Raw genomic sequence first — 13234 nt, 5'->3', positions numbered from 1 at the left:
CTGTCTTCCTGCCGTGAGGAGTCCTCTCCCGCGGCGCTGATTGCGGAGTCTTTGATGTCACAACCTGCTGCGATTCATCTTGCCGATTATCAGGCACCCGCCTGGCGTGTGCTGGACACCCGCCTGACGTTTGATCTGGCACCGTCCGCGACCCGTGTGACGACCGTGCTGACCCTCGAGGCCAATCCCGATGCCGCCGTGGGCAGTGATGCCACGCCGCCGCTGGTGCTCAACGGCGAGCATCTGACGCTTGAGTCCGTGCGTGTCGATGGGCGAGCGCTGGCCAGTGATGAATACAAGCTCGACGAGACTCACCTGACGCTGGCCGGCCTGCCGGCCAACTGTGAGCTCGAGACGGTGGTGGTGATCGACCCGGCCGCGAATACCGCGCTGGAAGGGCTTTATGTGTCCTCGGGCATGTTCTGCACCCAGTGCGAGGCCGAAGGCTTCCGTCGCATCACCTACTACCCGGACCGCCCGGACGTGATGTCGGTGTTCACCACCACCATCATCGCCGACAAGGACAGCTACCCGATCCTGCTCTCCAACGGCAACCCCATCGAGCGTGGCGAGCACGAGGGTGGGCGTCACTTCGTCACCTGGCAGGACCCGCATCCCAAGCCGTGCTATCTGTTCGCGCTGGTGGCAGGGGACCTGGTCAAGCATGACGACAGCTTCACCACCATGAGTGGCCGTGACGTCGCTCTGGAAATCTGGGTCGAGCCGGAAAATCTCGACAAGACCCAGCACGCCATGAACTCCCTCAAGGCCTCCATGAAGTGGGACGAGGAAGTCTACGGTCGCGAATATGATCTCGACATCTTCATGATCGTCGCGGTCAACGACTTCAACATGGGCGCGATGGAGAACAAGGGCCTCAACATCTTCAACAGCGCCTGCGTGCTGGCCAACCCCGATACCACCACCGACGCCGCCTTCCAGCGCGTCGAAGGGGTGGTCGCCCATGAGTACTTCCACAACTGGTCGGGCAACCGCGTCACCTGCCGTGACTGGTTCCAGCTGTCCCTGAAGGAAGGCTTCACCGTCTATCGCGATCAGACCTTCTCCGCCGACATGAACTCAGCGCCGGTCAAGCGTATCGAAGACGTCGCCATGCTGCGTACCGCGCAGTTCGCCGAAGATGCCGGCCCCACCGCACACCCGGTGCGCCCGGCGTCCTATATCGAGATTTCCAACTTCTACACCCTGACCATCTACGAGAAGGGTTCCGAAGTGGTGCGCATGGTCGCCAATCTGCTCGGGGAAGAAGCCTTCCGCCGTGGCAGTGACCTCTACTTCGCACGCAATGATGGCAGCGCCGCCACCATCGAGGACTTCATCAGCGCGATGAGCGAAGCCTCCGGTCGCGACTTCAGCCAGTTCATGCGCTGGTACTCCCAGGCCGGAACGCCGAACATCGCCGCCAGTAGCACCTTCGATGCCCAGGCAGGCACCTATTCCCTCACGCTGCGTCAGTCCACGCCGCCTTCACCGGGGCAGGCGGAGAAGCTGCCGCTGGTGATTCCGGTGCGCATGGGGCTGGTCGGCGCCGATGGCAACGATCTGACGCTGACCCTCGACGGCGAAGCGCTGGGCACGGAAACCGTGCTGGAGCTGACCGATGCCGAGCAGACCTTCGTCTTCACCGGCCTTGCCGGCGATGCCGAGCCGGTGCCGTCGCTGCTGCGTGGCTTCTCGGCGCCGGTCAAGCTGGCCTTTGACTACAGCCGTGAGCAGCTGGCCTTCCTGATGCAGCACGACAGCGATGGCTTCAACCGCTGGGATGCCGGTCAGCGTCTGGCCATGGCAGCGCTTGAAGACCTGATGGCGGCCTGGCAGCGTGGCGAGCAGGAGGCCCAGCTGGATGAGCGCCTGCTGGCCGCCTATCGCTTCCTGCTCCAGAGCGAGGCTACCGATCGTGCGGTGCTGGCCGAGATGCTGACGCTGCCCTCGGAGGCCTACATCGCCGAGCAGCAGAGTGTCGTCGATGTCGATGCCATCCACTGGGCGCGCAAGACCGCCAAGGCGCAGCTGGCCAGTGCGCTGCGCGACGACTTCGTGGCGCTCTATCACGCCAATGCGCAGCAGGGCGACTACGCGCCGACCTTCGAGCAGATGGCGCGTCGCAGCCTCAAGAATGCCGCGCTCAGCTATCTGATGAGCATCGAGGACGAGGAGGGCGTGCGTCTGGCCCAGGCCCAGCTGGCGGCGGCCCACAACATGACCGATGTGCGTGCCGCGCTGACGATGCTGGTGCACTCCTCACGCACCGATCTGGGTGACCCGGCGCTCAAGTCCTTCGCCGAGCGCTGGTCGCATGATCCGCTGGTGATGGACCAGTGGTTCTCGATCCAGGTCACGCGCCCGCAGGCCGATGTGCTGGACCGCGTGCGCTTCCTGATGGAGCACCCGGCCTTCTCGTTGACTAACCCCAACAAGGTGCGTGCCTTGATCGGCGCCTTCGCCGGCCAGAACCGCGTCAACTTCCACCGTCTCGACGGCGAAGGTTATCGTCTGCTGGCGGATGTGGTCATCGAACTCAATCGTCTGAATCCGGAAATCGCGGCGCGCATCATCACGCCGCTGACGCGCTACAAGCGTTTCGATGCCAAGCGTCAGGACTTGATGAAGGCTGAGCTTGAGCGTATCCGTGGCGAGAAGCTCTCGAACAACCTCTATGAAGTCGTGGAGAAGGCACTGGCCTGATCCTCTGAGCTGGCCCTTGAAGACAGACGGCAGTCATCGCGCGATGCGGTGACTGCCGCTGACATGAAAAAGCCCCTGCCGAATGGCAGGGGCTTTTTCATGTCACGAGCCTGGCGCAAGTCCCGTCAGGGCATCGCTTTCAAGACCATCGAGTATACGATCATTGCGTACACGGTCATCGCTTGTCAGGCAATCATCCAACCCAGGAAGGTCAGGCCGATGAAGGTCATCAATAGCCCGCCGATGATGGAGCCTCTCAACAGTGACGTGATGCCCTTGAAGAGCAGGTAAAGTCCCAGAATCAATCCCAGCAGGCTGAACAGCGAAGTGCTGAGCCCTAGCTCACCAGTGAGGCCATTGAAGAATCCCGATAGGGCATCATCGAAGTTGGCGAAGAAACCGCCCAGACCTTCGACGATGAAGCGAATGGCAGCACCCAGTTGCGTGCCGATCCAGTTGAAGAAGTCTTCCATAACGCATGATGTCCAGACAGAAAAGAGGCCCCAGTGTGCCATGAAAGACGCGGATGCGCTGTCATCCGAGCTGATACTTGGCGGTGAATGCCTCGATCGCCATCGGCTTGTCCATCAGATAGCCCTGCAGGGCATCACAGCCCATCTCCAGCAGCAGTTCGCGCTGCCTGGGGGTCTCGACGCCTTCCGCCACCACGCACATGCCCAGCTCACGCCCCAGCTGCACCATGAAGTTCACCATGCGGCGGTTCATCTCGTCATTCTCGAGATCATTGACGAAGCTGCGGTCGACCTTGAGCTCATCGAAGGGCAGGTGCTTGATGTAGGTCAGGGAGGAGAAGCCGGTGCCGAAATCATCCAGCGACAGACGCAGGCCCAGCGAGCGTAGTTCGTGCATGCGTGCCACCGTGGCGGGCATGTCGGTGGCGAAGACGTTTTCGGTCAGCTCCAGCTGCAGATATTGCGGGTCAAGCGTGTGCTGGCTGAGTGCCTTGGCGACATTGCCGGCGTAGTGAGGGGAGTCCAGCTGCTTGACGCTGACATTGACCGACAGATAGATCTTCGCGAAGGCGGTGCCTTTCTGCCAGTCCTCCAGCAGCTTGCAGGCCTGCTCCAGCACCCAGTCGCCGAGGCTGTCGATCAGCTGGCTCTTCTCGGCCAGCGGAATGAATTCATAGGGCGAGATATTGCCGAGCTTGGCGTGTCGCCAGCGCAACAGGCACTCGGCGCCGACCAGCTTGAGCCCTCGATCGAATTGCGGCTGCAGTTCCACGTAGAGCTCTTCATTCTCGATGGCGCGGCGCAGATCATTTTCCAGCTGCACGGCGCGCTCAAGCTCCACGCGCATGCTGGGATCAAAGCGGACGGTCTGATTGCGTCCGGCCTCCTTGGCGCGATACATCGCGATATCCGCGCGCCGGATGAGCTCCTCCGCACTCAGATGGCGATCATGGAACATGATGCTGCCCAGGCTCGCCGAGCTGTGATGTTGCAGCGGCTGCGACTGTGGGCCCAAGAGCGAATACGGCTGGTTGAGCGTCTGCTGCAGGCACTCCATCAGCTCATCCAGTTCGCGACAGGCAGTCTGTGGATCATGGCTCAGGGGCTGAACCAGGATGACGAACTCGTCCCCGCCGAAGCGTGCTACCAGGTCGCTGTCACGCACCGTGGAGCTCAGGCGGTGGGCCACCTCGATCAACAGATGGTCGCCGGTGGTATGCCCCAGCAGGTCGTTGATCTTCTTGAAGTGATCCAGATCGATGAAGATGAGCGCGCCGTGGGTGTCACGGGCGTCGGTGATGATGATGGCCTGCTGCAGGCTGTCGATCAGCGTGGCTCGGTTGGCCAGCTTGGTCAGCGAGTCGAAGCGACTGTGCTGGTGCAGCAGGGCCTCTGATTCGACGATACGCGTGATATCGGTGATCGAGCCGATCATGCGTAGCGGATTGCCTTCGCTGTCACGCTCGATGACATCGCCCTTGTCGATCACCCAGACGACGTCGCCACCGCGGGTCAGCATGCGGTGACGGTGATAGTAGGCCGTCTTGCCCGCCATGCAGTCCTGGATGGCGATCATCGCCTCGGGTTTGTCCTCGGGGTGCAGCAGGCTTGCGAATTCTTCCAGGCTGTTGCTGAGCTCGCTCTCCGGGATGCCCAGAATCTGTGACCAGCGGCGATTGTGCGTCACGGAACTGGTCAGGATGTTCCAGTCCCAGAAGCCTTCCAGCGAGGTGTCATAGATGTGGTCGATCTGGCGGGTCTTGCGCTCATGCTCACGGACTTCTGCCGTGATGTTGTGCGCCAGAACGGCGACCAGCGGCTGACCGTGAATGTCATGGAAGGGCTGCTTGATGGAGCGGAAGTGGTTGACCTCGCCGGTGGTGCCGTCGGTGGCATCCTCGAAGACCGTCTCGCGCTCGAACTTGCTGAGCACTTGCTCCACGCTGCGCCGAAAGAAGTGGCTCTGCTCGGTATTGCCGGTGTAATGGCTGTCATCGCGCCCGATGATGTCCTCGCGCGAGGTGCCATAGAATTCGGTCAGGGTGCGGTTGGCGTAGCGAAACAGCCCCTTGGCATCCTTGATGAACATGATGTCGGGGTGGGTGTCGACCAGGGTGCGTAAAAGGTGGTTCTCGGCTTCCAGTGCCTCGAGACGCGACGACATCTCCAGCAGGCGCAAGTGCAGGCTGCTGTCATCAGGCTGGCGGAAATCGTCGGAGCCTTCTGGGCGCGGATAGCGGCGATCCCCGGCATCGGAAGGTGCGGTCATGGCAGGTTCCTGAGGCGACGGTCTGTGCTCTCAGTCTACGTGGCCGCTCGGTTGAATAGGCGGGGAAGCGGGGTCCATGCTCAATCAACGATCACGCATGCAGCCCACGCTGCATGCCACGCAGGAAGTCTACGCAGGATCGGGGCTTTTGCCAGGCGCCTGGTGATCAAGTCCCAGTCATCAAGCCCCAGTCATCAAGCCCCTGGCCATGAAGGGGTCATCAAATCCTCGTGCCTTGAGGCGTTACAGATCGACCTTGTCCTTGTACTCGCAGAGGTCTTCGATGATGCAGCTGCCACAGCGCGGCTTGCGTGCCACGCAGGTGTAGCGGCCATGCAGGATCAGCCAGTGGTGGGCGTCGACCAGAAACTCCTTGGGCACATGGCGCATCAGCTTGTGCTCGACCTCCAGCACGTTCTTGCCCGGGGCGATGCGCGTGCGGTTGGAGACACGGAAGATGTGCGTGTCCACCGCCATGGTCGGCTGGCCGAAGGCGGTGTTGAGCACTACGTTGGCGGTCTTGCGGCCCACGCCGGGCAGCGCTTCGAGCGCCTCGCGGGTCTGCGGTACCTCGCCACCATGCCGTTCGATCAGCATGCGGCAGGTCTTGATGACGTTCTCGGCCTTGGTGTTGAACAGGCCGATCGTCTTGATGTACTCCTTCAGGCCCTCGACGCCCAGCGCAAGGATGCTCTCCGGCGTATTGGCGACCGGATACAGCTTCGCCGTGGCCTTGTTGACGCCCACATCCGTCGCCTGCGCCGACAGCAGCACCGCGATCAAAAGCTCGAAGGGCGTTGACCAGGCAAGCTCGGTGCGTGGCTCAGGATTCTCGTTGCGCAGGCGGGTGAAGATCTCGAGGCGTTTCTGGGCGTTCATGGTATCTCGGGTACGGCGGTAAGGGCTTGGAAGCGGGCGTCGTCGACACAGGCTGTCAGCCAGTGGGCTGACAGCCTGTGTGAGAGGGGCTCAGGAGATGGTGCCAGTCACGCGTACACGACGCGATACCTTGGGCGCATCGGCGTTGGCCGCCTTGCGGCGCTGCTCGAGTCGCTCATCGATGGTCTTCTTGCCCGCGATGATCAGCCCCATGCAGAAGAAGGCGCCCGGTGGCAGCACCAGGAACAGGAAGGAGTAATCCGGGAAGATCGTCAGCTGCCAGTCGGCGGCCATCGGCCCGACGAGCAGTTCCATGCCGGCAAACAGCGTGCCCTGGCCGAACAGCTCACGCATGCCACCCAGCAGCACGAGCACGGCCATGAACCCCAGCCCCATCATCAGACCATCGGTGGCCGCCGGCAGCACGGGATGCTTGGCGGCGAAGGCATCGGCACGCCCGAGAATCGCGCAGTTGGTGACGATCAGCGGAATGAAGATGCCGAGAATCTGATAGAGCTCATAGGTGTAGGCCTTCATCAGCAGCTCGGCACAGGTCACGAACGAGGCGATGATCATCACGAAGGCCGGCAGGCGCACTGCAGAAGGCACCAGATTGCGGATCAGCGACACCGCCACGTTGGAGCCGATTAATACCAGCAGCGTGGCAAGCCCCAGCCCGATGGCGTTGACGACACTGGCGGTGACGGCCAGCAGCGGACACAGGCCCAGCAGCTGTACCAGCGCCGGGTTGTTGTCCCACAGGCCGTCGCGGCTGATCTTGCCAAGTGAGATATCACTCATGAGGTTCGTCTCCGCCGTGTTCAGAAGGCGCTGATGGCGTGAGCGTGCCATCAGCGGTGGGAGCTTGCGTGTCTTGCTGGGCCTTGGCAGCGCGGCGGGTCGCAGTCAGCGTCTCGCTGTCGCCGGCCAGCAGCGCCGTGCGGTGCGCCATGAAGTAGATCAATGCCTGACGAACGGCACCCACCACGGCGCGCGGGGTGATGGTTGCACCGGTGAACTGGTCGAAATCACCGCCATCCTTGTTCACCTTCCATTCCACCGAGCTGAGCGTCTGGTCATCGAATTCGTGAATCCAGTCGGACTTGCGCGCTTCGATCTTGTCGCCCAGCCCAGGGGTCTCGGCGTGCTTGACGGCGCGCACTCCGGCCACGCTGCCATCGGCACGGATACCGACCAGCAGGCGGATATCGCCGCTGTAACCCTTGCCGGTCACTACTGGCAGCAGCACCGCGACGGTCTCGCCATTTCGGGTGGCGCGCCAGCCGGTATCAGCGCTCTCCAGGCCCAGCACCTGGGAGGGCGGCAGGGCAAAGGCCGCGTCGAGCAGGTCATTATCGTGCAGCGACGGCGGGATGATCTCGGCCAGCGCCGCGCTCTGGGCGGCACGCTCGTTGTCGGCGATGGTCTCGGCGGTGGTCATCTGGGTCACTGCGACGACGCCTGCGGTGACGACGGCGAAGACCGCCAGACCCAGCGCGGCCCGCGCGATGGTGTGCTTCAGGCCCTGCGCGGCCTGGGCTTGCTGTTCGGGCTGATCAGGCGTCAGGCTCATGCCTTGTCCTCCAGCTTGATGCCGCGACGGGCCTTCTTGTGACCATAGCTGCGTGGCTGGGTGTAGTAATCGATGAACGGCACGCTGAAGTTCATCAGCAGCACCGCGAAGGCGATGGCGTCAGGATAGGCGCCGAAGGTGCGAATCAGGTAGATCAGCACGCCGATGCCGACGCCGTAATAGAGCTTGCCCTTGTTGGAGGTCGCCGCCGAGACGGGGTCCGTGGCGATGAAGAAGGCGCCGAAGATCGCCGCACCGCAAAGCAGATGGAACAGGGGGCTGGCGTGCTGCTCGCCATCCACGAAGGCGAAGATGGCAGAGATCACCGCCAGGCTGCCCAGCATCGCCACCGGGATATGCCAGGTGATCAGGCGACGCGCCAGCAGCACCAGGCCGCCGAGGCCCCAGGCGATGGCCGTCTGCTGCCAGGCCAGCAGGTTGGCGGCGGGCAGTAGGCTCGGGTCTGCCCAGAACTCGCTGCTGGAAAGCTCGCCCTTGTTGCGGAAGGCATCCAGCGGCGTGGCCCCGGTCAGGGCGTCTGGCGTGGCGATCACACCGAAGAACTGCTGCAGGCTGTCAGCGAAGCCGAGTGCGAAGCCATCCGGGGATGACCAGCGCGACATCTCGACCGGGAAGGAGATCAGCAGCAGCGCGTAGGCGACCATCGCCGGGTTGAACGGATTCTGGCCCAGGCCACCGTAGAGCTGCTTGGCGACCACGATGGCCGCGATCACCCCGGTCAGTACCAGCCACCAGGGCGCCAGCGGCGGCAACGACACCGCCAGCAGCACGCAGGTCACCAGCGCCGAATTGTCCTTGAGGAAGAAGCTGACAGGACGGCCACGCAGCTTGAGCAGCAGCGCCTCGAGGGCGACACCCGCCAGACAGGCGAAGACGAGGTTGAACAGCACACCCCAGCCATAGTGCCAGCACAGCACGGCGATACCCGGCAGCGTCGCGGCCAGCACCCAGGCCATCACGCGCGAGGTAGCGGTTGGCCCGTGGGCATGGGGGGAGCTTGCATGCATCAGGCTCATGAGACGGTCAGATCCTTGCGGTAAATGGGCAATGACACGAGGCGTGCTTCAGGATGAGTCGCCATTGGCGCGGTAATTGGGCTCAGGTCACTCATTGGGCGTCCACCAGTGCCTGCACCTCGGCCAATGACTCGCGGGCATGTTCCAGATTGCGGCGCGTGCGGTCGACCTTGGTCGCCAGGCGCTGACGGTTTTCGTCATCCGCCTCGCTCAATGCCGCCTCGGCCTTGCGGTGGGCCGCCTCGGCCGCCTTGACCGCGATGCTGACCTGCTTGTGACGCTTGGCGAGGTTCTCTGCGCGTGATGCCTCGATCTCGGCTTGAGAGAGTGTCACGTTGCTGGCCATGCTGCCGCGCCCGACTGAGCCCGCAGCGGGCTTGGGCGCCTCGGGAATCAATTCGCCCGTGCCCTTGGCGGCAGGCGTCGCGTCAGTGCTGCCAGCTTGCGCGCTGTTGAGACGCACCTCGGCGGCACGCAGGTTTTCCTGGGCCGTAGCCAGCAGGGTCTGCAGGTCCTCGATATCGCCTTCGCCACTTTCGCTGGCGCGGGCCAGGGCCTTTTCGGCCTTCTTGACCGCGATATTGGCTGCGGCGCGCGCCGTCTTGAGTGCCTTGATATCGGCGCTGGGTGCCGCAGCTGCCGGCGCAGCAGCGTTGGCAGTAGAGCCAGCCGCACCTGTATCAGCGGTTTGAGCAGAGCCAGCCGCAGCGCTTGCCACAGGGCCTTTATCAGTACCTTGAGCAGCGCCAGCGGCGTCGGTCGCTGCCTTGAGGTCGCCCTCAGCCTTGGCAAGGCGTGCCTTGGCCTCGGTGACGCTGGCCTCGAGGGCGGAGATGTCGCCCTCACCGCTGTCCTGGGCGGTCTTGAGGGCCTTCTCGGCCTTCTTGACGGCGATATTGGCTGCGGCACGTGCCGTCTTGAGCGCCTTGAGATCGGCTGCCGGGGCAGCCGCGCCTGTCGCGGAAGTGCTGGCTGCCGCAGGGGCAGCTGACTCGCTGGCAGCCTTGAGGGCGCTTTCGGCGCTGGCGAGCTTGGCCTTGGCATCCGTCACGCTGGTCTCGAGGGCGGGAATATCGCCTTCACCGCTGTCCTGGGCGGTCTTGAGGGCCTTCTCGGCCTTCTTGACCGCGATATTGGCCGCGGCGCGCGCCGTCTTGAGCGCCTTGAGATCGGCGGCGGGGGCAGCCGCCGGGGCAGCTGACTCGCTGGCCTCGCTGGCGGCCTTGAGGGCGCTCTCGGCGCTGGCGAGCTTGGCCTTGGCCGCGGTCACGTTGGCTTCGAGCTTGGCGATATCGCCCTCGGAGCTCTCACCGCCATCCTGGGCTGCCTTGAGAGCCTTATCGGCCTTCTTGAGGGCGATGTTGGCCGCGGCGCGCGCCGTCTTGAAGGCCTTGATGTCGGTGGCCGGTGCCGGCTGGACAGCGGCGGCCGCTGTGGTGGCTGTGGCTGCCGAGGCCGAGGCTGAAGTCGTGTCTGCGGCGGCGCTGGCATCGGCGCGGGCGGCGGCGGACTTCTGGGCCGCCTGAGCGCGCTGCTGACGCTTGGCTTCCTTCTCGGCTTCCTCGCGCGCCATGCGCGCCTGCTTGAATTCGAAGCGGTGACGCGCGCGTTCGGACTTGCGCGCCTCGTGCTGGGCGCTGCGAATCTCGCCCTTGGCGAAGCGGTAATACTGCACCAGCGGAATCTGGCTGGGGCAGACATAGGAGCAGGCGCCGCATTCGATGCAATCCGCCAGATTGTAGAGCTCGGCCTTGTCGAACTCGCGTGCCTTGGAGAACCAGTAGAGCTGCTGCGGCAGCAGCTCGGCCGGGCAGGCCTGCTCGCACATGCCGCAACGGATGCACGGCTGCTCGACCGCCGGTGTCGGCAGTGACTCGGGAGAGGAGGCCAGCAGACAGTTGGTAGTCTTGATGATCGGCAGGGCGTCGCTCTCGAGCGTGAAGCCCATCATCGGCCCGCCCATCACCAGACGTGCGATGCCCGTCGGCGCCGGCGCCGCCAGACGCAGCAGGTCTGCGATGGAGGTGCCCAGGCGCGCCTCGACATTGTGCGGGTGCTGCAGCGCCTCACCGGTCAGGGTGACGACGCGCGAGATCATCGGCTCGCCGAAGCACACCGCACGCTGCACGGCGCGCACGGTGCCCGGGTTGTGCACCACCACGCCGACATCGGCGGGCAGGCCACGGCTGGGCACTTCGCGGTCCGTCAGCAGCTTGATCAGCTGCTTCTCGCCGCCGGAGGGATACTTGGTCGGAACCACCACGACTTCGAGGCGTGAATCCAGCGGCGGCAGGCGCTTGTCGGCGCGGCGGGCGCGAATCGCCTGTTCCAGCGCGATGACGGCCTCGGGCTTGTTGTCCTCGATGCCGATCAGGATGCACTCGGGGCCGATCAGGCTGGCGAGAATCTCGAGCCCTTCGATCAGCGCTTCCGGATGCGTGCGCATGGTCAGGTCATCGGCGGTGATGTAAGGCTCACACTCCGCCGCGTTCAGGATCAGGGTGTCGATGGCGTGGCGCTCACGCACCCGCGCCTTCACCGCCGAGGGGAAGCCGGCACCGCCCTGACCGACCACGCCGGCGTCCTGCAGGCGCTGGATCAGGTCCTGGGCTTCCTGCTGACGCCAGTCGCGCCAGGCTTCCAGGCGCGCCCATTCATCGATCTCACCGTCGCGCTCGATCACGATGCACAGGTCTTCCAGGCCCGAGACATGGGGAATCTGACGCGGCTCGATGGCGGTGACCACGCCGGTGATGCTGGCATGCACCGGGGCGGAGATCATGCCCTGGGCGCGCGCGATCAGCTCGCCCGTCTTGACGCGCTGGCCGATCTCCACCAGCGGTTGGGCGGGCGCGCCGATATGCTGGCTGAGCGGCAGTACCACCTCACGGGGCAGCGGGGCGGCTACCAGCGGGGCGCGGTTGGAGAGCGCCTTGTGCTCCGGCGGATGGATACCGCCGTGGAAGTCGAACACGCGCGGCGCGCCCTGACCCTCTTGTGTGTGTTCCGCCTCCGCCGTGGCAGAGGAGCGTGAGGAAGTCACCATGGATTTGAGTAACGACAGAACCATCAGGCGACATTCCTTGCAGATGTGGCAGTAGAATCGGCGGCATCGGTCACGATCAGATTGCCGCTGAAGCGGGCATTGTCGCGGGTCGGGCCCGCCGGTTGCGGCCAGTGCCAGCTGCGCACGTCAGTGGCGACCGGCACCATGTCGATGCAATCGACCGGGCAGGGCTCGACACACAGGTCGCAGCCGGTGCATTCGTCGGCGATCACGGTGTGCATGTGCTTGGCGGCGCCGAGAATGGCATCGACAGGGCAGGCCTGGATGCACTTGGTGCAACCGATGCATTCGTCCTCGCGAATCACCGCCACCTTGGGCGTGTTGTCGCTGTCACCATCCAGCGGTGTGGCCTCGCGGCCCAGCAGGTCGGCCAGCGAGGCGATGGTGCTCTCGCCGCCCGGCGGGCACTTGTTGATCTCGTCGCCTTCGGCGATGGCCTGGGCGTAGGGCTTGCAGCCCGGATAACCGCACTGGCCGCACTGGGTCTGCGGCAGCAGCTGGTCGATCTGCTCGACGATGGGGTCGCCCTCGACCTTGAAGGCCACGGCGGCAAAGCCGAGCAGACCGCCGAAGACGACGGCCATGGCCACCAGTGCGACGATGGCAGAGATCAGCGTATGGTCGTTGAAGAATTCGAGCATGTCAGATCTGCACCAGTCCGGAGAAGCCGAGGAAGGCCAGCGACATCAGGCTGGCGGTGATCATCGCGATGGCCGGCCCCTGGAAGGGGCGCGGCACATCGGCGACGGCCAGGCGCTCGCGCATGGCGGCGAACAGTACCAGCACCAGCGAGAAGCCGACGGCCGCGCCGAAGCCGTAGAGCGTGGCTTCCATGAAGCTGGAATTGCGGTTCAGGGTCAGCAGCGCCACGCCGAGTACCGCGCAGTTGGTAGTGATCAGCGGCAGGAAGATGCCCAGCACCTGATAGAGCAGCGGGCTGGTCTTCTTGACCACCATCTCGGTGAACTGCACCACCACGGCGATCACCATGATGAAGGCGATGGTGCGCAGGTACTCGAGCCCCAGCGGCGCGAGGATGAAGTGATAGGTCAGGTAGGCGCACATCGACGACAGCGTGAGCACGAAGGTGGTGGCCAGCGACATGCCCATCGCGGACTCCAGCTTGTTGGAGACACCCATGAAGGGGCACAGGCCGAGGAACTGCACCAGTACGAAATTGTTGACCAGGATGGTGCTGATCAGGATAAGAAGGTATTCACTCATCAGGGG

General features: G+C 64.1%; 10 protein-coding genes. 1 reads left to right on the top strand and 9 read right to left on the bottom strand.

The genetic code is table 11. From position 1 onward, the window contains the following. The first annotated feature begins 54 nt into the window (after positions 1-54). Complete coding sequence (gene pepN, locus HA399_RS11620; RefSeq protein WP_404325068.1) at positions 55-2706, top strand: aminopeptidase N; 2652 nt, start codon at positions 55-57, stop codon at positions 2704-2706. Positions 2707-2891: 185 nt separating this feature from the next. Here the strand turns inward: pepN and HA399_RS11615 are convergent, their stop codons facing one another. The 9 genes from HA399_RS11615 to rsxA form a co-directional block, all read right to left on the bottom strand. Then, a complete protein-coding gene (locus HA399_RS11615; protein ID WP_043334097.1) occupies positions 2892-3179 on the bottom strand; it encodes a hypothetical protein in 288 nt (95 codons plus the stop codon). A 61-nt stretch (positions 3180-3240) separates the two neighbouring features. Continuing rightward, complete coding sequence (locus tag HA399_RS11610; RefSeq protein WP_404325067.1) at positions 3241-5448, bottom strand: EAL domain-containing protein; 2208 nt, start codon at positions 5446-5448, stop codon at positions 3241-3243. A 243-nt stretch (positions 5449-5691) separates the two neighbouring features. After that, positions 5692-6327 (bottom strand): endonuclease III, encoded by a 636-nt coding sequence (gene nth / locus HA399_RS11605; protein WP_043334098.1) that lies wholly within the window; start codon positions 6325-6327, stop codon positions 5692-5694. A gap of 90 nt (positions 6328-6417) precedes the next feature. Next, on the bottom strand, positions 6418-7128 hold the full coding sequence (locus tag HA399_RS11600) for an electron transport complex subunit E (RefSeq protein WP_043334099.1): 711 nt from the start codon (positions 7126-7128) through the stop codon (positions 6418-6420). Next, positions 7121-7900: an electron transport complex subunit RsxG gene (rsxG, locus tag HA399_RS11595; protein ID WP_192837644.1), complete on the bottom strand. Its 780-nt coding sequence runs from the start codon at positions 7898-7900 to the stop codon at positions 7121-7123. Before rsxG ends, HA399_RS11600 begins: the two co-directional genes overlap by 8 nt. Beyond that, the gene (rsxD, locus tag HA399_RS11590) at positions 7897-8937 is read right to left on the bottom strand and encodes an electron transport complex subunit RsxD (RefSeq protein WP_404325066.1); all 1041 of its coding nucleotides are present in this window, start codon (positions 8935-8937) and stop codon (positions 7897-7899) included. The genes rsxG and rsxD overlap by 4 nt, the downstream gene beginning before the upstream one ends. 91 nt (positions 8938-9028) lie before the next feature. Next, entirely contained in the window at positions 9029-12007 is a 2979-nt protein-coding gene (gene rsxC, locus HA399_RS11585; protein ID WP_404325065.1) for an electron transport complex subunit RsxC, read from the bottom strand. Next, positions 12007-12645 (bottom strand): electron transport complex subunit RsxB, encoded by a 639-nt coding sequence (rsxB, locus tag HA399_RS11580; protein WP_043334101.1) that lies wholly within the window; start codon positions 12643-12645, stop codon positions 12007-12009. Before rsxB ends, rsxC begins: the two co-directional genes overlap by 1 nt. Position 12646: 1 nt before the next feature. Continuing rightward, positions 12647-13228 carry an electron transport complex subunit RsxA gene (rsxA, locus tag HA399_RS11575; protein ID WP_043334102.1) on the bottom strand — a complete coding sequence of 194 codons (582 nt, stop codon included), beginning with the start codon at positions 13226-13228 and terminating at the stop codon, positions 12647-12649. Positions 13229-13234: the final 6 nt, after the last annotated feature.

It is taken from the genome of Cobetia sp. UIB-001, assembly GCF_044789135.1.
Classification (GTDB): domain Bacteria; phylum Pseudomonadota; class Gammaproteobacteria; order Pseudomonadales; family Halomonadaceae; genus Cobetia; species Cobetia amphilecti.
Note: the sequence above shows the minus strand (reverse complement) of the source record. Positions and strands in the feature narration are given on the sequence as shown.